Source organism: Gemmatimonadota bacterium (genome assembly GCA_039715185.1).
In the GTDB taxonomy this organism is placed as follows: Bacteria; Gemmatimonadota; Gemmatimonadetes; order Longimicrobiales; family RSA9; genus DATHRK01.
In genome coordinates this window covers 1-20,487 of the sequence record JBDLIA010000023.1, presented here as the reverse complement: position 1 = coordinate 20,487, position 20,487 = coordinate 1, and the positions used below count along the sequence as shown (strand labels likewise).

20 protein-coding genes are annotated in these 20,487 nt (G+C 68.9%); 11 read left to right on the top strand and 9 right to left on the bottom strand.

The features are described 5' to 3' along the window. The first annotated feature begins 19 nt into the window (after nt 1-19). Nucleotides 20-1,159, top strand: coding sequence for a hypothetical protein (locus ABFS34_06275; protein MEN8375041.1), 1,140 nt, complete (start codon nt 20-22; stop codon nt 1,157-1,159). 3 nt (nt 1,160-1,162) lie between these two features. Here ABFS34_06275 and ABFS34_06270 read toward each other — a convergent pair whose 3' ends face one another. Further along, nucleotides 1,163-1,441, bottom strand: coding sequence for a hypothetical protein (locus ABFS34_06270; GenBank protein MEN8375040.1), 279 nt, complete (start codon nt 1,439-1,441; stop codon nt 1,163-1,165). Nucleotides 1,442-1,624: 183 nt separating this feature from the next. On the opposite strand from ABFS34_06270, the gene ABFS34_06265 reads away from it, so the two are divergent. From ABFS34_06265 to ABFS34_06245, 5 genes are all read left to right on the top strand, one after another. After that, a complete protein-coding gene (locus ABFS34_06265) occupies nt 1,625-2,230 on the top strand; it encodes a cytochrome P460 family protein (GenBank protein ID MEN8375039.1) in 606 nt (201 codons plus the stop codon). A gap of 93 nt (nt 2,231-2,323) precedes the next feature. Next, a complete protein-coding gene (locus ABFS34_06260) occupies nt 2,324-3,241 on the top strand; it encodes a cobalamin-binding protein (protein ID MEN8375038.1) in 918 nt (305 codons plus the stop codon). 35 nt (nt 3,242-3,276) lie between these two features. Further along, nucleotides 3,277-4,158, top strand: coding sequence for a phosphatase PAP2 family protein (locus tag ABFS34_06255; GenBank protein ID MEN8375037.1), 882 nt, complete (start codon nt 3,277-3,279; stop codon nt 4,156-4,158). A gap of 135 nt (nt 4,159-4,293) precedes the next feature. Next, on the top strand, nt 4,294-6,693 hold the full coding sequence (locus tag ABFS34_06250) for a DUF5916 domain-containing protein (protein ID MEN8375036.1): 2,400 nt from the start codon (nt 4,294-4,296) through the stop codon (nt 6,691-6,693). After that, nucleotides 6,690-7,391, top strand: a complete 702-nt coding sequence (locus tag ABFS34_06245; GenBank protein MEN8375035.1) for a DUF72 domain-containing protein — start codon at nt 6,690-6,692, stop codon at nt 7,389-7,391. Before ABFS34_06250 ends, ABFS34_06245 begins: the two co-directional genes overlap by 4 nt. 11 nt (nt 7,392-7,402) lie before the next feature. On the opposite strand, the gene ABFS34_06240 is transcribed toward ABFS34_06245, so the two are convergent. The 7 genes from ABFS34_06240 to ligD form a co-directional block, all read right to left on the bottom strand. After that, nucleotides 7,403-8,149, bottom strand: a complete 747-nt coding sequence (locus tag ABFS34_06240; GenBank protein ID MEN8375034.1) for a cytochrome C — start codon at nt 8,147-8,149, stop codon at nt 7,403-7,405. 319 nt (nt 8,150-8,468) lie between these two features. Further along, a complete protein-coding gene (locus tag ABFS34_06235) occupies nt 8,469-9,008 on the bottom strand; it encodes a hypothetical protein (protein MEN8375033.1) in 540 nt (179 codons plus the stop codon). Nucleotides 9,009-9,093: 85 nt separating this feature from the next. After that, complete coding sequence (locus ABFS34_06230) at nt 9,094-9,429, bottom strand: hypothetical protein (GenBank protein MEN8375032.1); 336 nt, start codon at nt 9,427-9,429, stop codon at nt 9,094-9,096. Between the two features lie 54 nt (nt 9,430-9,483). Then, nucleotides 9,484-11,172 (bottom strand): hypothetical protein, encoded by a 1,689-nt coding sequence (locus ABFS34_06225; GenBank protein MEN8375031.1) that lies wholly within the window; start codon nt 11,170-11,172, stop codon nt 9,484-9,486. Nucleotides 11,173-11,282: 110 nt separating this feature from the next. Then, nucleotides 11,283-11,882 carry an alpha/beta family hydrolase gene (locus ABFS34_06220; protein ID MEN8375030.1) on the bottom strand — a complete coding sequence of 200 codons (600 nt, stop codon included), beginning with the start codon at nt 11,880-11,882 and terminating at the stop codon, nt 11,283-11,285. Nucleotides 11,883-11,953: 71 nt separating this feature from the next. After that, nucleotides 11,954-12,670, bottom strand: coding sequence for an MgtC/SapB family protein (locus tag ABFS34_06215; GenBank protein MEN8375029.1), 717 nt, complete (start codon nt 12,668-12,670; stop codon nt 11,954-11,956). After that, a complete protein-coding gene (ligD, locus tag ABFS34_06210) occupies nt 12,667-15,207 on the bottom strand; it encodes a DNA ligase D (GenBank protein ID MEN8375028.1) in 2,541 nt (846 codons plus the stop codon). The genes ABFS34_06215 and ligD overlap by 4 nt, the downstream gene beginning before the upstream one ends. A gap of 71 nt (nt 15,208-15,278) precedes the next feature. On the opposite strand from ligD, the gene ABFS34_06205 reads away from it, so the two are divergent. The 3 genes from ABFS34_06205 (at nt 15,279) to ABFS34_06195 (ending at nt 17,852) form a co-directional block, all read left to right on the top strand. After that, entirely contained in the window at nt 15,279-16,037 is a 759-nt protein-coding gene (locus ABFS34_06205) for an SGNH/GDSL hydrolase family protein (GenBank protein MEN8375027.1), read from the top strand. Nucleotides 16,038-16,118: 81 nt separating this feature from the next. After that, nucleotides 16,119-16,976 (top strand): Ku protein, encoded by an 858-nt coding sequence (locus tag ABFS34_06200; GenBank protein MEN8375026.1) that lies wholly within the window; start codon nt 16,119-16,121, stop codon nt 16,974-16,976. Between the two features lie 21 nt (nt 16,977-16,997). Then, the gene (locus tag ABFS34_06195) at nt 16,998-17,852 is read left to right on the top strand and encodes a tetratricopeptide repeat protein (protein MEN8375025.1); all 855 of its coding nucleotides are present in this window, start codon (nt 16,998-17,000) and stop codon (nt 17,850-17,852) included. A 68-nt stretch (nt 17,853-17,920) separates the two neighbouring features. Here the strand turns inward: ABFS34_06195 and ABFS34_06190 are convergent, their stop codons facing one another. Further along, a complete protein-coding gene (locus ABFS34_06190; GenBank protein ID MEN8375024.1) occupies nt 17,921-18,553 on the bottom strand; it encodes a hypothetical protein in 633 nt (210 codons plus the stop codon). A gap of 260 nt (nt 18,554-18,813) precedes the next feature. Between ABFS34_06190 and ABFS34_06185 the strand changes: the two genes are divergently transcribed. Further along, nucleotides 18,814-19,263 carry an isochorismatase gene (locus ABFS34_06185; protein MEN8375023.1) on the top strand — a complete coding sequence of 150 codons (450 nt, stop codon included), beginning with the start codon at nt 18,814-18,816 and terminating at the stop codon, nt 19,261-19,263. 89 nt (nt 19,264-19,352) lie between these two features. Then, nucleotides 19,353-20,324 (top strand): hypothetical protein, encoded by a 972-nt coding sequence (locus tag ABFS34_06180; GenBank protein MEN8375022.1) that lies wholly within the window; start codon nt 19,353-19,355, stop codon nt 20,322-20,324. Nucleotides 20,325-20,487 lie beyond the last annotated feature (163 nt).

The following is a 20,487-nucleotide window of genomic DNA, read 5'->3' as shown; positions in this document are numbered from 1 at the left end:
GGCCGCCGCGCCGCGTCCGATGACCCGCCTCACCGCCTTCCTGCGCGGCTACATGCGACCAGGACCGGGCGTCGCCATCTCTCAGGAAACGCGTTTCGAGGGGCCGGGCGGAACGACTCCCGCGACGCTGCACCTGCCTCGGCGCCGGCGCCGGCCGCTGTCCGGCTGGGTGGTGCTGCACGGACTGACCCGAAACGGGCGGACGCACGAGGGCCTGGTTCGCTTCTCGCGCGCGCTGGCGGCGACGGGACACGCCGTGTTCGTGCCCGAAATCGTCGAATGGCGCGAGCTGCGCGTCCGTCCCGCGGTGGCGGTCCCGCTCATTCGGTCGGCGGTCCGGGCGTTGGACGAGTTGGAGATCACCCAGCCGGGCGGGGTGGGACTCATGGGGTTTTCCTTCGGCGCCACCCAGGGACTCATCGCGGCGGCCGATCCGGCCACGGGCGAACACCTCAGGGGCGTCGCGGCCTGGGGTGGCTATCGGGACCTGCGCCGGCTGTTTCTGTTCGGGCTGACCGGTCGCCACGACCTGGACGGACGGTCCTACGCGGTGGCGCCCGACCCGTACGGCGGCTGGGTGATGGGCTCCAACTATCTCACGCGCATTTCCGGGTACGAGGATCGCGCCCCGGCCGCGGCGGCGCTCCGGCGTCTGGCCGTGGCTGCCGGCGACACCGCGGTCTACGCGGGCTCGGCCGGGTTCGACTCCGTCAGGGAAAAGGTGGGGGCCGCCCTCACGGGACCTGACCGCGACGTCTTCGACCTGCTGGCGCCGCCGTCCACGGCGTGGTCGCCCGCCGGAGAGGCGCGGGAGGAAGCGAAGCGATTGGCGCTGGCGCTGGCCGACGCCGCGCTGGAGGCCGAGCCGCTGCTGGATCCCGGCTCCGCCCTCGCCGGGCTGCGGGTGCCGACCATCATCGCGCACGGCCGCGACGACCGGCTGGTGCCCTTTACCGAGGCGCAGCGGCTGGCGAGGGCGCTACCGCCGGATACCCTGCGGCGCGCCACCGTCACCGGCCTGTTCGCGCACTCCGGAGGGGCTACCCGCGCGGTCGGCCCCATCGGGCTCGCGCGGGAAACCGGACGATTCCTGGCTCTGCTGCGCGCGATTCTGGCGCTCGCGAAAGGGGATCGAGACTCCGCGGGGCGAACCGACTAGGACTCAGGGCAATCGGCGCCCGACCAGATAACCGGCCACCACCGCGGCGCCCAGCGCGAGCACGGGCCGACGCATGACCGCCTGCTCGACCGCCGCGATCTTTTCATTGGACTCGGTGCGCGCCCGGGGATGCGGGTCCGAAGACGCGCCCGGCTCGCCCCCCTTCCGTGCACGCGCCCAGCTCGTCGCCCTGCGCACCGCGTCCGCGGCTCGCCGCGCGCCGGCCGTGGCGGTCTCCTCTGCGCGTCGGCGAATTTGCTCGACTGTGCGCTGCTCTTTCATGCCGTAAGGCCTCACATTCGCTAGGCGCGGGAACGCCTCCCGGCGGGGCTTCGAAGACGCCCGCGGCCCCCGTCGTCGGACGCCTCAGGAACCCGCGCGGCGCCTTTCGTGATTCGCGTGCCGGGATGGAGTCGCGACACCCAAAGTCGAACAGGAGCCAATATGCACTCCAGGATCGCCAGAATGTTCCTCGCCGGAGGCTTCGTCGCGTTCGCGGCGTGCGCCGATTCGGGCGAGACCGCGGTGGACGACGCCGCCGACGCGGTGGAAGAGGCCGCCGACGCGGTGGAAGAGGCCGTAGGGGCAGCGGCAGCGGCCGTGGACACCACCGCCGAAGCCGTCTGGGCCTACATGCAGGAGTCGGCCTACGCCGACTGGGCGCTGTGGCCCGGCACCGGTGAGCAGTACCAGGGCGGCGAGCCGCACGGCGCGCTGCTCACGACGTACATGAACGACGTCGCCGCGGAGGCGCTCGAAGCGGGCGCCGCGGAGCTGCCCGCGGGCGCGTTCGTGGTGAAGGAGAACTTCATGCCGGACGGCACCCTCGGGGCCGTGACGACGATGTACAAGACCGGCAACAACTACAACCCGGACCACAACAACTGGTGGTTCGCCAAGTTCATGCCGGACGGCACGCCCGACCAGACGCCCGACGGCATGGCGATGGCCGGACGCCTGGGTGGTTGCCAGAACTGCCACGGCGCCGCTGCCGAGAACGACTACATCCTCACCGGGCCGCTGCAGACGGCTTCGGCGGACGAGGGTGCGGGAGGCGCCGCTGGGCGCTAGTCTGTCTCGACCCTGACACGGCGGTCCTGGGAGCGCCGACCCTTCTCGGGGTCGGCGCTTTTGGTTGGCAACCCCATTTTTTGCCTGGAACGAATGCGCATCGTCTCACTTCTCGCCAGCGCCACCGAGATCGTCACCGAGTTGGGCCTCGCCGATCAGCTCGTGGGCATCTCCCACGAGTGCGACTTCCCCGCGGCGGTGCTGGACCGACCGCGAGTCAGTCGGCCGCGCTTCGACCCGACCGGCCTGGACAGCGGGCAGATCGACCGCGCGGTGCGCGCGACGATGGCCGAATTCGGCGCCGTGTACGAGTTGGACGCGGAGCGACTCGCCGGGCTCGACCCGGACGTGATCCTCTCCCAGGCGGTGTGCGAGGTGTGCGCGGTGCCCACTCCCGGGGTGCTCGAGCTTGTGTCCGAGAGCGGCCTGGGCGCGGACGTGCTCAGCCTGGACGCGCACAAGCTGGCCGAGATCCTCGATACGGTGGTGGCCGTCGGTGAAGCGACCGGCACCGAGGATCGGGCGCGCGCCCTGCGCGCGGGGCTGCAGGGGCGCGTCGACGCCGTGGCCACGGCGGTGAGCGGCAGGCCCCGGCCGCGACTGCTCGGTATCGAGTGGCTCGACCCGCCGTTCGTGCCCGGGCACTGGGTGCCCGAGGTGATCGCGGCCGCGGGCGCGCGCAGCCTGGCCGGCGAGGCGGGAGCCCGGTCGGTGGACGTCACCTGGGACTCGCTGCGCGGGCTGGATCCCGACGCCCTGCTGATCATGCCTTGCGGGTACGATCTGGCCGCCTCGCGCGCCGACGCCGACCGCCACGCGGAGGAGCTCCTGTCGGTCGCGCCGCGCGCGATCGCCGAGAGGCGCGCGTGGGTCGTGGACGCCTCCTCGTACTTCAACCGCTCGGGCCCGCGCGTCGTGCGCGGCATAGAGATTCTCGCGGCCCTCCTGCACCCCGGCCTGTTCCCGCCACCGGCGTTGGACGAGGCGGCCGTCTGGACGCCTCCCTCCTGAGGGGCGACGCGACGGAGGCCCGGCCGCGCGGCGGCGTGCCCGCGGTCGATGCCCTCCTCGGAGGGTACCTGATCGTCGGCTCGGGGGCGCTGCTGTTCCCGGGCAGACCGGAGGCGTGGCCTCTGTGGCTGGCGGTACACGTCGCGGGCGCCCTGCTCCTGCTCGCTCCCGGCCCGGTGCGCGGCTGGCGCGCGGCGGCGGCGCGGCGCGCCCCGCGCGCCGCGCGCTTCGTGGCCGACTGGTATCCGCTGCTGCTCGTGCCCGCGTTCTACTTCGACCTGTCGATCCTGAACGTGGCGGTCCACGAGGGCCGCTACTTCGACGACCTGGTGCAGTCGTGGGATACGGCTCTGTTCGGGGGCCAGCCCAGCCGCGACCTCGCCGCCCGCTGGCCCAACCTTTTCCTGTCCGAGAGCCTCCATCTTTCGTATCTGGCGTACTACCCGATCATCTACGTACCCCCCATCGCGCTGTACGCGGCTGGCCGGCGGGGGGCGTTTCGAGAGCTCGTGCTTGCTGTGATGGTCACGTTCGTGGCGCACTACCTCTTCTTCATCTTCCTGCCGGTGCAGGGACCCCGGTACGTCTTCGCCGCGCCGACGGGGGGCATCGAGTCGGGGCCCGTGTACAGAGCCACGCACTGGCTGCTGGGCAACACGTCGAGCCGCGGCACCGCGTTCCCGTCCTCCCACGTGGGTGTGGCCACCGCCATTTCCGTCACGCTCCTCAGGTACGCTCCCCGGATGGGCGTCGTCACGGCGCTGCTCACCGTGCTGCTGGGCTTCGGAGCGGTGTACGGCGGCTTCCACTACGCCACCGACGCGTGGGTCGGGGTCGCGTTCGGGTTGGCCGCGGCGCTGGCGCTGGGGGCGGCCCGCCCTGCACCGGCCGAGGGTACGGGTTCACCAATTGGGTAGGCGGTGATAGAGTTCATCGGATCGCCCCGCGGGCCGGTCGGACCATTCGGCTGCCCCGGCTGACCGTTGGCCGAATCCCGTTTGGCGGGCAAAGCAAACGCGTGCGTGTTGGATGGTAACGAACATTCATCGGTCATGATCATGTCGGCGATGCGCCTTTCGATAAACGAGCGGGCCCGCTTCGGAGCCCGCGTCCACGCCCGCTGGACGGGCGCCCTCGTGGCCTTGTCGGTAGCCGCCGCGCTGCCGACCGCCCTGCCCCTGGCCGGGCAGACTTCGGACGGTCCCCAACCCCGCTCCTTCGTGATTCCGCGGATCGAAGCGGATGTCCTGGTGGACGGTCACCTGGACGAGCGGGTGTGGGCCGAGGCGGCCGTCCTGGATGGCTTCCACCAGTACGAGCCCATCGACGGCAGACCGGCCGAGGAGCGCACCGAAGTGCTCGTGTGGTACGCCCCCGACGCCATCGTCTTCGGCGTGCGCGCCTACGACAGCAAGCCGGAAAGCGTCCGCGCGACCAACGCAGACCGGGACGCGATCGGCAGCGACGACCACATCCAGATCTTCCTGGACACGTTCAACGACAAGCGCCGCGCCTATCTGTTCGCCGTGAACCCACTGGGGGTCCAGGAGGACGGGGTGCGAACGGAGGGCGCGGTGTCGGCGGGCAACATCTTCGGCGGGTCGGTGGACACCAACCCCGACTTCATATTCGAGTCGGCGGGCAGGCTGACCGAGGAGGGGTACGTAGTCGAGGTGCGCGTCCCCTTCAAGAGCCTGCGCTTCTCCACCGACGGCGAGCAGACCTGGGGACTCAACATCCTGCGGCAGGTGCAGCGCACCGGCTACCGGGACACGTGGACCGACGTGCGCCGCGCCAACGCCAGCTTCCTTCTGCAAGCGGGGTCCATGTCCGGGTTGCGAGACCTGGAACGGGGCGTGGTAGTGGAGGTGCAGCCCTTCGTCACCGGGGCGATACAGGGCCGGCGCACGGAGACGGGAGGCTTTGACCGGGACGATCTGGATTCGGACGCCGGCGCCAACTTCAGGCTCGGCTTCACCAGCGCGACGCTGGACGCCACCGTCAACCCGGACTTCAGCCAGGTCGAGACCGACGTTGGCCAGGTCACAGTGAACGAGCGCTTCGACCTGTTCTTCCCGGAGAAGCGCCCGTTTTTCCTCGAAGGCATCGAGCTGTTCAGTACGCCCAACCAGCTCATCTACACGCGCCGCATCCTGAACCCGCTCGGCGGAGGCAAGCTGACGGGCAAGGTGGGTCGGGTCGGCTTCGCCTACCTGACCGCCTACGATGAGACTCCCGACGGCACGGACGCGCTCTTCAACATTGCGCGACTGCGAGGAGACTTCGGGGAAAGTTCGATCGCCGGCATCACGGTCACCGACCGCAGCGTGATCGACAGCCCCGACTACAGCCGCGTCGTCGCCGGCGACGTGCGCTACGTCTTCGGCACCATGTACTACCTCGAGGTACAGGCGGGCACCTCCATCCGGCCCCGCTTCGTAACGGGAGAGGACGGCGTCAGGCGCACCCAGGGGACTGAGACCGACCCCGTCTGGAAAGTGGAGTTCGACCGGACCGGGAGGAATTGGGGCTTCAACTATCAGCTCAACGGACTGGGAGAGCGATTCGACGCCGCGTCCGGGTTCGTGCCGCGCAACAACAACGTCAGCGCGCACGCTTTCAACCGCTTTACGATCTACGGTGAGCGCGGCGCCGCCATCGAGACGTTCACGGCGTTCTTCGGACCCACCCGGCTGTGGCTCTACGACGACTTCGGCAACGAGTCGGCGCTGGAGGGCGGCGAGTCGATCACGGGCATTCTGCGGCTACGCGGCGGGTGGGAGGTCGAGGGCAACGCAGCGCGCAACTTCTTCAAGTTCCAGGACAGCGCTTTCGACGGCTTCCAGACGCTGGGTCCGTCGAACCAGCCGATCACGTATTCTCCGCGTGACGAGGTGGACGGGTTCAGCGGGAGCCTGCAGGTGCGCACACCCACCTTCCAGTTCGGCAACGGTTCGGTTTTCTTCGGGCGCGGCACGACCGCGATCTTCGCCGAGGGGTCCGAGGGGACCAGCACAACCGCCAGCGCGGTCGCCACGCTCAGGCCATCGGACGCCTTCCGGCTGGAGCTGCGCACGACGCTGCGGCGCATCGTGCGCGAGTTGGATGGTAGCGAGTTCAGCCGCTCCCTCATCCCGCGCGTGCAGTTCGAGTACCAGCCCACGCGAGCGCTCTTCTTCCGTACGATCGCCGAATATCGCTCGGAACGGCGTAGCCCGCTGATCAGCACCGCCACCGGCGAGCCGCTCTTCCTGGACGGCGAAGCCATCGACGGGTTCGACCTGAACGGGCTGCGCTTGGACCTGCTGGCGTCCTTCGAGCCAACGCCCGGCACGGTCGCGTTCCTGGGCTACGGCAGCTCGCTGCAGACGCCGGAGGGGTTCGGCTTCTCCGGGCTGGAGCGTGCCGACGACGGCTTCTTCCTGAAGCTCGCCTACCAGCTTCGGCGTTGATCGTCCGCGTCGGCACCAGCGGCTTCTCCTACAAGGAGTGGAAGGGCTCGTTCTACCCGGAGAAGCTGCCTCAGAAGCAGTTCCTCGCCTACTACGCAGAGCACTTCGAGACGGTCGAGATCAACAACACGTTCTACCGGATGCCCAAGCCCGAGATGCTGGAGGGCTGGGCGAGCCGGGTGGGCGAGGACTTCCGCTTCGTGCTGAAGGCGTCTCGCCGGATCACCCACCAGGGTCGGCTCAAGGACGTGGGCGACAACGTGTCCTACCTGTTCGACGTGGCCGGCGCGCTCGGCGAGCGACTCGGCCCCGTGCTGTTCCAGCTCCCGCCGTACTTCCGCAAGGACGTGGAGCGGCTGCGCGACTTCCTCGACACCCTGCCGGAGGGCGCGCGCGCCGCGCTGGAGTTCCGCCACGAGTCCTGGCACGACCCCGAGGTGTTCGACGCGCTGCGCGAGCGAGGCGTGGCGCTGTGCATCGCCGAGACGGGCGACGACGTTACCCCTTTCGAGCCGACCGCGGACTGGGGTTACCTCCGACTCCGCAAGGTCGCATACGAGCCCGGAGAACTTCAGGCCTGGGTGGACCGGCTACGCGGTAGCGGGTGGTCGGAGGCGTTCGTCTTCTTCAAGCACGAGGACGAGGGCACCGGGCCCGCGCTGGGTAAGCGGTTCATGGAGTTGTGGGGGGAGGGGTAGGCGCTCTTCATTCAAACTCCCGAGAAGACGAATCGGTACGAATCGGTCTCCGCGTCATACTCGGCGCGGTAGCGCTCCGGATAGCGCACGCCCTCCGGTAGACCGGGGACCGCCGGCATCGGCAACTCGAAGGACTGCCGCCGCAGGAGCAGCTCGCTGGCGATCATCGGCTCGAAGAACAGAGGGGCACCGCGATCGTAACCGATGACCATAGTGCCGTCGAAGATCTCGTCGCTCTCCATCTCGGATGCGAGCAGCGCGTGCATACCCATGGCCGGTACGCAGAGCCCCTCGAGCATGCCGATGCCCGGGATCTCCACGTCGACCAACCCGTAGCCCGCCGGAACCTCCGTCGGCTTCGTCGTGTCTGCGCAATCGATCGCTTCGCGCTCGCTGGCCGAGACGTGGTAGAAGTGGAAGTCGAAGTGCGGTGTGAGATACGGACCCGGGGGGTGTCCGTGGGGCTCCCAGTAGATGGTGAGGTGGTCAACGCCCACGGCCGCGCCGACCTCGGTCGGCATGGCGATGACCGCGCCAAGCGCCGGTGGCCACACCATATCCATGTCGGCCGGGGCCTGTTCGATCGCCGCGACCGGGACGGTTATCCCGAACTCAAGCAAGCCGTCCGCGTCACCCAGGGTGGCCCAACTGCACACGTCCGCGCCGTAAAGGTCTGCGCACTCGCCCTGCACCGTCCGCGTCTGCGGAGCCGAGTCCGCACATCCCACTAGGGCCACAGCCGCGAGCGTCACCGCCATGGAAACCGATCGAGCACACACAGGGCGCCTCCCTCAAATCGTTGAATTGGACTCGTAAGCGTACGCAGTCGCGGCGTCCGCACGCAAACAAAAAGACAATCCTTTGTGCCATGGAGCGGCCCGTCGAGATTCATGACAAGCGATGCCGCGAGGACTACTGGAGTGGCTCTCTACCTGCGCGATCCACGCGCTCGACGGAGACCCTCAAGGCCCGCGGCCGAGACTCGGATTGAGCCTGCGAGCCGGTCAGCCTAATCGCCGATTAGGCTGCGGAGCCGTCAACGGGGCTGTATGGCTGGGTGGCGCGGATAATCCCTGCTCACCTACCCGGCAACTCCAGGATCTCCGCCCCCTGCAGCTCGATCCAGTCTCCGACGGCCGCGTCGGTGTCGTCGTCGTTCTCGATGCGGCCGCCGTGCGCGGCCCCCTTGCCGTCGACGAGCATCCCGAGACGCACTTCCCTACCGATGACCGCGCCTGTCCCACGCAGCCTCACCCGGAAGACGTAGCCAGACGTATGCACGTGGTGGTCTTCGAAGTCGGCCGGCAGGTGGATGGTGTTGATATTCGTCAGCAGGTTGCTCGCTCGGCCAGACCGGCCGGGCGCCAGCATGGTGGCTTCGGCCTGCGGGTCATCGTCGTGGTCGAAGCGGAGGTCAAGGCCGCGCGCCTGAGTGGCTGATCCCGTGAGGTCCCAGCCGGGGCCGGGGTCGTCGGAGGTTCGGCGCAGCAAGGTACGTCCGCGCTCGAGCATCGCCGGGTCCGCGGTCGTTGCCCCCGCCTTCATCTTGGCCCTGACCAGCGCGACCACGCTCAGGCCGAGCAACACGAGAAATCCGCCTACAAACCAGCCACCCATCGTCGTCCTCTCCGCTTGTTGTCCCGCGGGCAATCCGTCCCATGAGCCAAGACGAGATGGGCGAGCCGGTGTTCCTGCGACGCGGTCAGGGCAGCACCTCCGCGCCGTAGTGCGTGCTTCTTATGGCGTTGCCGGCCAAGAGGAGCTCGACATCGGCCTGGATGGCCAAGAGAGAATCGGCCGGGTCGCCATCGTCCACGACGACGTTGAAGAACCAGCCCTCAAGATTCCCGTAGCGAGAATGAGGGACCCGGTAGACAACCTCGGGCACCGCCGTGAGGCTGACTTCAGCCCGCGCCTCTCCACCTGAAGATCCGCGGACGAATACGGCAACGGCGCCGGCGAATACGATCGCCAGGGCCAGGAACAGCCCCTTCCAATTCTGCCCATCACAGACTCCGCATGCGTGGGCCAGGCCCATCGTGGATGCTCGTGCGCCGCGAAACGAATCGAGCTCTTGAGAAACAAGGCGGTTTCATTCGCGGCCACGAATGTCGACCCTGATGGCTTCAAGCGCCGGGTCGCTTCCCTCCCTCAGGTGCTCTATCGAAGGAGGTGCGTACAGGTGCGGGCCGATCCATGTGCGGTTGTCTGCACCGTGCGTCCCCTGCCAGTACAGGTTCGAAATGCTGGGTTCCAGACCGCTGTACGGCAGCCGAATGTAGACCGTTTCGCCGACGAAGTTGGGCCTCGACCCCGTGGGTTCGCCCACGAAGATCGGATCGAGGTGTCGCTCCATTTGAGCCGCGGTGTACATGGCGGCGGAAAAAGTCTTACGGCCGGCTATGACGTACAGGCTCCCGGGCTCGTGAAAGCGTGGCCGCGAGATGAGGTGGTGCAGCAGCTTGTCGGCGAGGAAGACATTTCCGCCGCGGTTCTCTCTCAGGTCAATGATCAGCCTGCCGACGCCCCTGGCATCCAGCTCCGCAAACATGCGATCGAGAAAGTCGGGAAGAGGCTCTTCCGAATCGTTGAACACGAGATTGAATTGGAAGTAGGCCGCTCCCAGTTCTGGAAGCTCCTCGAACCAGTAGCGAAGCTGCGGCGTGCGCCCCCGAAGCAGGTGATCCGGCCAGACGTCGACCCAGCTCGAATCGGGCGGGCCAGGGGTCACCTGAAGGACGACGGTTTCGTCCGGCCCTCCGTCGTCGCGCACGGTCAACTCGAGGCGTGCCGGGGAGGGCGCCAGCCCCAATCCCTCCAGGATCTGCGGAAAGGAAATCAGATTCGCGGCCGTGAGGTCAACCCACATGGGGTTGTCCCGGCTGACGATCTGCCCGACCGAGTCGAGGACCGCGATGGGATCGCGCCCAGCCACGGCGACAACCTCGCGGCCGACCAGCGCCCCGTGGGCGGCGCTGGCCGACTGGACGTAGAGCCCATCGGCGTACTTGAAGAAAGTGGCCGGCACCCCCTCGCGGGTCGACCGAAACACGTGCTCGGGAAAGAGGTTCGTGTGGGCGTCCCCGGCCATGCGCGTGAGGCGCATCAGCCGGACGACGATTTGCCGATCGGAAAGTCGCGGGATGTCCTGGATCAGCCGATCCACAAACGCCGAGAAGACCTCCGGCGAGACGTTGTCGAAGAGGTCGTAGTGGATGTACTCGAGGCTGCGGGCCAGGAAGCGCACGTCGGTGCGCCAGCCCTCGACCCGTGAGACCTCGGCCGAGTCGACCAGCCCGGCGAGAGCTCTGTAGCGTGCATCCCGGCGGAGCGCCGCGAAGGCCGTATCCGACCGAGCCGTCCGGTGGTGCCGGAGGCCCGTTTCGTACGCCCTTTCGAGCCATCGCAGCGATTCCCCCGGGCGGCCTGCTGCTCCGTGTGAACGCGCTATGTCGAACGTGATGTCGGGCGCCGCCCGGCCGCCCAGGCTACCCTCGCGCTCCAGCGCCGCGATGGCGGCAGCGTAGTCGCCGCTCTCTCGCTTCGCGCGCGCGAGGCGGCCCCAATACTCGGCCCGCGTAGGGTTTGCGCGGGTGACCGAGTCCCAGAGCACAGCTGCTCGCCCCCAATCACGCTCGTCCGTCGCCTCCCTTGCCTCGGCAACGAGCCGCAGAGCGGATTGCTCCTGCGCGAAGACATGGGGCGGTGCAGCAAGCATCGCCAGACCCAGACCGACCGCCGCCAGGCGGCACGGGAAGGGCACAGATCGCGGGACACTCATCGACACCTCCAGTGTCGCCCAAATGGATGTGCTAAAAAACCAGCATTTGTCCGGCACTTCTAGCGTCTCCCTCGGAGCATGTCAAGGCGCCTGGCGTGGATGGAGCTCTGTCAGCGTGTCACGGCTCCCGCCCACGCCGCGATCCTGGCGGCGACGTCCTCCAGCACCTCCTCGCGGCTCACGCCCAGCTTTTTGGGCACCGCGAAGGAATGATCGCCTCCCTCGATCACCTCCAGCGTCGCAAGATCGCCTAGCCCCCCGGCCACCGACCCGATTAGCTCCAGGTTCGCCAGCCTATCGCGCGTCCCCTGAACGAACAGCATCGGGATCTCGACGGCGGCCAGGTGATCCGCCCGCTCGACGCCCTCCCTACCCGGCGCGTGCAACGGAAAGCCCAGGAACGCCAAGCCGCGCACGTCCGGAAGCGCCTCCGCCGACTGGGCGCGCGACGTCATGCGCCCGCCCATTGACTTGCCACCTGCGATCAGCGGCGCGCCGGGGGCCAGCCGTGCGGCCTCCGCCACCGCTGCCCGCACGGTTTTCTCCAGGCGCGGCGCGGGGTCGGGGGCCCGGCGACCCTCCTCCGTGTAAGGAAACTGGTAGCGAAAGGTGCCGATGCCGCGCTCGGCGAGGACGCGCGAGATGTCCTCCATGAACGCGTGGCGCATACCAGCGCCGGCGCCGTGGGCCAGGACGTACAGGGCGCGCATGTTGGACGGCGCCAGCAGGAGGCCGGAGACCTCGCCCTTGCTCGTGCCGGATTCGAAGCGGACCTCGCCCCTCAGATCGCGTCCTCCAGGCGAACCCTGCCCTCCGCCTCTTCGAAGGCCTGGCGCAACTCCGCGCGCAGCGACTCTGCGGCGTCCGGATCTTTTCCGCGCACGTAGAAGTCCAGCTTGCCCTCGTCGGGACGGTGCGCCTCGCCCAGGACCTTCCACCCGGAGGCCGCGAGAATGGGCCGGATCTTCTCGCGCGCCTCGAGAGCGCCCAGCTCGTCCAGGTCGCGCACGCGCAGCCGGTAGGCGGGCCGGCTCTCCATCGTGAGAATCAGCAGCCAGGCAGTGATCGTTCCGATCACGGCTAGCAGGAACATGCCCATGCCGGCTGCGATACCGATCAGCGTGGCTAGGATGGCGTGGCCGGTGTCGGCGGGCGCGCCGATGCGGGTGCGGAAACGAATCAGGCCGCCGATGCCGAACACCACCAGCGCCATCGCGGGGCTCACCCGGACGATCTGCGCGACGATGGCGCCGACCACCGCGAACAGGATGATCGTGCGCGGATACTCCAGGTCCGCGTCATCCCGCACCCGGCCGCGCCGCCGCGGGTGGAACGCGATCACCGAGGACAGCAGGATCGCCAGCGCGATGCCCAGCGCCAGGTAGGCGATCTGCCCTGCGTCCCGGAACGCGCTCAGGCCCTGCTCGATCGTCGGGAAGTCCTGAGGTGAACCGCCCCCGAACATCGCGTCCAGGCCCTGCGCGGCCCCCGCGCTCACAGCTTCTCCTGCAGCCTGGTGAGCGCCCCCGTCAGGTCCGGCTTCTCGCTGAGCACGTTCAGCATGGGGTCCTCCTTGAGCGCGCGCACGCGGCGCGGCACGCTTTTGATCGTGAATTTGTCGAGGGTCAGACTAGCGGTCACCTCCTTCCAGCGCAGCGGCGCAGAGACCTGCGCGCCGGGCACCGGCCGTACGCTGTAGGGCGATACGAGCAGCTTGCCCCAGCCGTTCTGCAGGAAGTCGACGTAGACCTTCCCTTCCCTCTTCTTGGGATTGCGCACCACCGTCGCGATGTCCTCGGCCTCGCCCACTACGACCCTCGCGATCAGCTCGGCGAGCACCTTGGACTGGTCGTGCGTGAGCTGCCTGCCGAGCGGGATCAGCAGGTGCAGCCCGGACGAGCCGCTGGTCTTCACGTAGGTCGGCAGTTCGAGGTCGTCGCAAACCTGCTTGGCGACCTTGGCGACCTTCACCACGTCGGTGAACGGAGCCTCCTTTGGGTCGAGGTCCAGAATGCACCAGTCGGGGTGCTCCAGGTCCGGCAGGCGGCTGGCCCACAGGTGCATGACGATGGCGGCCGAGTTGGCCAGGAAGAGGAGCGTGGGCAGATCGCCGCCGATGAAGTAGTGCAGCTCGCGCTCGCTGTCCTCGCTCCACACGGTCTCGGTGCGGATCCACTCGGGCGCCCACGACGGCGCATCCTTCTGGAAGAAGAACTTGCCGTCGATGCCGTCGGGGTAGCGCGTAAGCACGATCGGGCGCTCGGCCATGTAGGGGAGCATCCAGTCTGCGACGGCACGGTAGTACTCGATCAGGTCGCCCTTGGTGTAGCCCTCCTCGGGCCAGAAGATCTTGTCGAGGTTGGTGAGCGCCACCTCGGGTCCTGGGTTCGACTCTTTGTGCTCGACCAAGGCTATCTCCTCGGAGTCTGCGGACCGGTCGGCGGTGGGGTGCACGCACTCCTCGGGCGGCTTGTCGTCCCGGAAGCGCAGGAACACCGGGTGGCGCAGCAGGTCATCCTCCGTCCACTCGCGGTAGCGAACCTCTGCCACTAGCTCCGGGCGCACCCAGACATGCTCCTTCCCCTTCGGGGCCCGCGTGCAGGACGGCTTGGCCACGCGCAGCTCCTCGAGCTCGGCGCGCGTCTCCTCGAGCTGCTTGGCGGTGAAGCCGCTCCCCGCTCGGCCGGCGTAGCGCAGCTCCTCGCCCACGTAGGCCCCCAGGTGCAGCGCGCCGAGCCCGCCCCGTGATCCCTTGGGCTCGGTGAAGCCTACGACCACCAGGTCCTCGGTGCGGTCCGCGCGGATCTTCCGCCAGTCCGACGAGCGGCCGCCCCGATAGGGCGAGTCGGCGCGCTTGGCCACCATTCCCTCGAGCTGCATGCGGTCCACCTGCGCGTAGAAGCGCTCCCCCCGGCCCGCGACGTGGTCCGAAAGCCGCAGCGTGCCGAGCTCCGGAAGCACCTCGCGCAGCAGCTTCTTGCGGTCCACGAGCGGCACCCGGCGCACGTCGCGGCCCTCCAGCGCCAGGACGTCGAACGTGTACAGGATCGCGGGCAGCTCTATCGCGCGGCGCATGATCTCGCGCGGCTTGGACAAGCGCCCGCGCTGCTGCAGCCGCTGGAAGCTGGGCAGCCCGTTCTCGTCGTGGACGACGACCTCGCCGTCCAGGACGACGTGCTCGAACGGGAGACGCCTGAGCGCCCGTGCCACTTCCGGAAAGGTGGCCGTGGCGTCGTTGCCGTTACGGGTGAGGAGCCGGACTTCCTCGCCGTCCTTTCCGCACATCAGGCGATATCCATCGTACTTCAGCTCGAACAGCCACCCGGGGTCTGAAAACGCCTCCTCGTGCTTGGTCGCCAGCATGAACTTCGCGTCGTCGATGCGAAGCCTGCTCCGACGCACGACCCCCTCGTCCTTTTTCTCCCACCGCTTCAGCAAACGGAGCGCGGGCCCGGCGGGGTCGACGCCCTCGCCCAGCTCCTCCACGGTGAGGCCGGAGAAGACCGAGGTCCGGACGAAGTCGTCCGGCTCTCCCGGGCGGGCCAGGGCGTCCCGCTCCTTGATGAGGAGCCACTCTTTCTCCGTCTTCTTCATCTTCACGAGGGTCCAGCGGCCGCGCAGCTTGTGGCCCCGCAGCTCGAACAGGAGCTTGCCCTTCTCGAAGCCCTCGTCGATCGGCTCGAGCGGCAGGTAATGGCCGATGTCCCACACGATCACGGCGCCCGCGCCGTAGTTGCCCTCGGGGATGACGCCCTCGAACTCGACGTACTCCACGGGGTGATCCTCCACGTGTACGGCCAAACGCTTCTGCGCGGTGTCGTAACTGGGACCCTTGGGCACGGCCCAGGACTTGAGGACGCCGTCGTGCTCGAGCCGGAGGTCGAAGTGCGTGCTCGTCGCCGCGTGCTTCTGCACGACGAAGCGGCGCCCGCCCGGGGTCGCCACGCTGCCCGCGGGCTCGGACGTCGCGCCGGCCGAGCGCTTGGCGTGGTAAGCATCCAGGCCGCCTGGCGCGTTCTTCTTCTTGGCACCCATGGCGGCCAATATGACCCGCGAGACACCGTATGCGAATGCTTCCTGACTCCCTCCGTCGCGGAGCCGGCCGGATGACGGTCGTCCCCGTCCTCGCGCTCGCTCTGTGGGCCGCGTGCGGTTCCTCGCCGGCCGCCCCGGGCGGGAACGGCGGCGACCCCCCGGACGAGGCCGCGCTCGCGGTCCTCTTCGTGGGCAACAGCCTGACCTTCACCAACGACCTGCCGTCGATGCTCGAGCGGATGCTGGCCGACGCGGGCGCGGACCCGGACGTGCGCAGCGTGGCGTTCCCGAATTTCGGCCTTCAGGACCACTGGGCGGAAGGCACGGCGCGAGCGCTCATCGCACAAAGCGGCTGGGACCTGGTCATCATGCAGCAGGGACCCTCTGCCACCGAAGGCCGCCCCTCCCTGCTGGAGTTCAGCGGCCTATTCGCCTCCGAGATCCGCGCTGCGGGTGCGGTGCCCGCGCTGTACATGGTGTGGCCGGCGGAGGCGCGTTCGTTCGACTTCCCCGGGGTGGAGGACTCCTACGCGGCGGCCGCGGACGCCGTGGAGGGCTACCTCTTCCCCGCCGGATCGGCGTGGCTGGCGGCGTGGGACCGCGACCCGGGCCTGCCGCTGTACGGGCCCGACGCGTTCCATCCCAGCGCGCTGGGCAGCTATCTGGCGGCGCTGACAATGCTCGGCCAGCTCACCGAGGTCGACCTGACGGGCCTGCCCGACGTCATCCCGGCGGCGACCCCCGTGCCGATCGATGCCGCCGTCCAGGACGCCCTCGCGGACGCGGCCGCGGCGGCCAACGCCGAGTGGGCGCGGGCGCCGCGGCCGTGACGCGAGGCAGATCGTCGTTGCCCTGGCCGTTCCGGGCTTCGATATTTCCTGCCCCCTGTTCAACAGCCCTGGAAATAGGCCATGAGCGCACGTTCCATAGCCACCGCCAACGTCTCCTGGGGACTCGTGTCGGTCCCCGTGAAGGTGTACTCGACCGGGGAGTCCGCGACCAAGGTCTCGTTCAACTGGATCCACAAGGACTGCGGGTCGCGGCTCAAGCAGCAGTACGTCTGCGCCAAGGACGGCGCGGTGGTCCCGCGCGACGACATGGTGAAGGGCTACGAGTTCGCCAAGGACCAGTACGTGCTTTTCACGCCGGACGAGCTGAAGGCGCTGGAGGCGCAGAGCGACGGCGCGGTGCAGATCGAGGAGTTCGTGCCGGCCGACCAGGTCGAGCGCGTTTACAGCGACAAGTTCTACTACCTGGGCCCCGACAAGGGCGGTGATCGCGCCTACCGGCTCCTGTCCCGCGCCATGCGCGACACGGGCCTGTCCGCGCTGGGCCGGTACGCGGCCCGCGGCCAGCAGTACCTCGTGCTGCTCAGCCCGCTGCGCGACGGGATCGTCATGGAGCAGCTCCGCTACGCCGACGAGGTCCGCGACTTCTCCGAGGTCCCCATCGGCGACGCCGACGTCAAGGACGAGGAGCTGACGCTCGCGAAGCAGCTCATCGAACAGGTCGCGGCCGAGGAGTTCGAGCCGACCAAGTACTCGGACGAGGTGCGCAAGCGGGTGCTGGAGCTGATCGAGGGCAAGATCCAGGGGCAGGAGATCACCGCCGCTCCGGAGGAGGAGCCGCAGGCGCAGATCATCGACCTCATGGACGCCCTCAAGAAGAGCCTCGCGGCCGACGAAGACGCCGAGCGCAAGCCCGCCAAGCGCGCCGCGCGGTCCAAGGCAGGCGCGGGCGCGAAAAAGAAGGCCGCGGGCGCCCGCTAGCGCCCCGCGAGGGTCAAGGCCGTGAAGGCCTACACCACGCGCGAGGTCGCCGATCTGCTCGGGCTCCCTCCGGCGCGGATCCGGTCGTACGCCCGGGCGGGCTTCCTCCAGCCCGACCGCGGGCCCGGCAACCGCTACCGCTTCTCGTTCCAGGACCTGGTGCTGCTGCGCGCCGCGAAGGGGCTCCTGGACGCGCGCGTGCCGGCGCGGAGGGTACGCCGAGCCCTCGCCATCCTGCAGAAGCAGCTTCCGACCGGAGCTTCACTTTCGCAGCTGCGGATCACCGCTGACGCCGAACGCGTCGTGGTGCGCCACGGTGGCATGGCGTGGAATCCGGAATCCGGTCAGTTGCAGCTCGACTTCGAGGTCGGCGAGCTGGTGGGCCGGATCGCCCCGCTGGCGGTGTCGGCCAGGCGCGCCGCCGACAGCGCCGACGCGGACGAGGAGGAGTGGTTCGAGCTGGCGATCGAGCTCGAGGCCTACGCCCCGGACGAGGCCGCCACGGCGTACCGTCGGGTGATAGAGCGCGATCCGCTGCACGCGGACGCCCACCTCAATCTCGGCCGGCTGCTCCACGAACGCGGCGAGCTGGAGCGCGCCGAGTTCCACTACCGCGGCGCGCTGGAGGCGCGCCCGGACGACGCCACCGCGGCGTTCAATCTGGGAGTGGTGCTGGAGGACGCGGAACGGTGGGAGGCGGCGATCGCCGCGTACGAGCGCGCGCTGGCCCTGGATCCCGCGCTGGCGGACGCGCACTTCAACCTGGCGCGCCTGCGCGAGGTCCGGGGCGACCCTCAGGAAGCACTCGCCCACCTGCGCAGCTACCGGGCCCTGACCAAGCGCAGCGGGGCTTCGCGACGCGGCGGCAGGTACTAGGCGATGAGCGAGAGGGAGCGACCCGCGGGCCCCTCCCTCTTGCTTTCCAACTCGATGCAGGCGGCCTCCTAGAACAGGAATCCGCCCTCGAGCGAGAAGGTCGCGTCGTCGCCCTCGAACGTCGTCGTGGTGACGCGCACGGCCCCGAAGATCGACTCCGTGCCGACCGTCAGGCCGCCCAGGAAACCGAATGCCGTGTCGCTCGCCGACACCGTCAGGCCCAGCGCTTCGACGGACACGCGCTGCCAGACGAACATCGGCATCACGTGTGGAATGATGGAGAATCCCGACTGCGTGGGCATCTCCAACCCGAATCCGACGCCCAGCGGGATGCTCCAGGCGGTCAGATCACCGCCGTCGTCCGACGCGGTGCTCCAGCCCAGCCCGCCGCTGGCGCACGCGCCGACCACCTGCAACGGCAACTCGTACTCGGCCCGCCCGGAGATGGTGTGCATGTTCGGGCTGGCAGCGTTGTCCGCGTCGGTGAGCGTGTAGCCCGCCTCGTAGGACACCGCGCCGGCCGGGTTGCTGCGCACAGAACCGCTATAGGCGGTGCCTCCGCCCGGGAAGCCCAGCCCGAACTGCAGAGAACTTTGCCCCGCCCCAACCGGCTCACCCACGCACACCTGCGCCAGCACGTCGGCCGGCATTGCAAGCGTCGCGATCGCAGCGATCGCGCCCAGCTTCAAAGTGTTCCGCATACTCCCACTCCTGGAATTGCCGGGGAGGCCCGCTCCTTTTGGGCAAGATCGGGACCTCCGGGGGGCGTCCGGGCCGGCCCCGCATGGTCCGTGCACTGAGGCCGACAATGTCGCGCGGTTGAGGGACAAAGGAGCCGCTGTGGTCGGCTCAATGCACGGTCGGTGGCGCCACCTGCCGGCCAGCGGGGTGAACGCGAAGATCCGACCCGCGCACTTTTTTCGCGTTTGCCGGGCGTATCTACCCCAACGAGCCGATGCCGATGATTGGGCCCTACACCCCCCGACCGATCACCCCCGTGGGCCTCTGGGCAGTCGATGGGTGGCGCCTCAAGGCCTACTCCATCACGCTTCCCGGCGCGCCTCTAGCTGCGGACCTGGAGGCGGGCGCCCGTGCCGCCGCCGAACTGCTGCTGAGGGCGGGCACCGAGCACGAGACGTACGGCGTCGGCTTCGTGGGGATCCACCAGGGCAGAGGCTTCAACCAGGTGTTCATCGATCGGTGGGCCAACCGGAACGAGCTCCTGCACGACGTGTTCGTGTCGGACGAGCGGCGGCCCGGCGAGCTGCGGCCCGCGCCGCCCGGGCACAACTCCGTGTGCCTCTGGGACCTGGCGCTACAGACCTTCGAGCGCGACGCCTGGATCGCCACCGCCATGGCCCATGGTGGCTTGGAGGCGTACCTGGCCAGGGTGCTGGACGCGGAGGTGTAGCGATCCGAACGCCGACTCAACCGTTGCCGGCCGGAGACTGTCATTCCTATCGACACGTAGCGACGGACACCCCAGGAGAGCACGTTTCGATGAGCGAACACCGCAGGAGAGCAGGCGGGCTGCTGGCATTGGCGGTTGGCGTGGCCGCGCTTGCGTGCGATCGCGGCGAGCCGGAGGAAGCGGCGTTGAGCGAGGCTGCGGCAGTCCTGGAGGACCTCGGCAGCTCCACCCACCCGGCATGGTCGCCGGACGGATCGTCGATCGCGTTCATCTCCAATCGTGAGGGCGTGCGCGCGGAGAGGCCAATCAACTTCGAGGTCTACCGCGCGGGCGCGGACGGCGCCGGCGAGTCGCGACTGACGTTCAACCAGGATTTCGAAGCGGACGCGGACTGGTCGCCGGATGGCTCCCGCATCCTCTTCAAGTCCTACCGGGACGGAAACGATGAGATCTACGTCATGGACGCCGACGGGGAAAACCAGAGCAACCTGACGCGTTCGGCGGCGTCCGACGGCGGCGGCGCCTGGTCCCCATCGGGCTCGGAGATCCTGTTCTCCTCGGACCGCGACTCGGAAGACGGGTCACGCCTCCACCTGATGGACCCGGACGGCTCTAACGTGCGGCTGCTACCGAACGACCCCGGTCCGGGTTACCTGGGCCGCTGGTCGCCCGACGGCAACCGGATCGCCTTCAACTCCAGCCGGGACGGCAACGACGAGGTCTACGTGATGGACGCCGACGGCTCCAACGTGCGGCGACTCACCGATAACCCGGACGCGGACACCTATCCGCGGTGGTCTCCCGACGGGCTCTCGGTCGCCTACACGGTGGGCAGCTTCGAGACCGACCGCTGGTCGGTCTGGCTGATGGACGCGGACGGCGGCAACAAGCGACTGCTGATCGACGACACGGACAGCGGCAACGTGGCGTGGTCGCCCGACGGCACGCGCTTGCTGTTCGGCCGCTACACCACACGGGGAGAGGGCGGAGGCGAGCAAAGCCGACTCTTCATCTTCGAGCTGAATGGAGGCGCCGAGACGCCGCTCGGAGCGGCCTACTGAGGCTTGCGGACGGAGCCGACCGATCCACCTCCCGTGGCAGAGACGGCCGCGGCCGCCGTCAGGGCGAGCGCGCGTGCACGACCTCCCCGCCGAGCATGACCAGCCTCACGTCGCGCGCGGCGGCAACGTCCCGGGTCGGATCGCCGGCCACCGCCACGAGGTC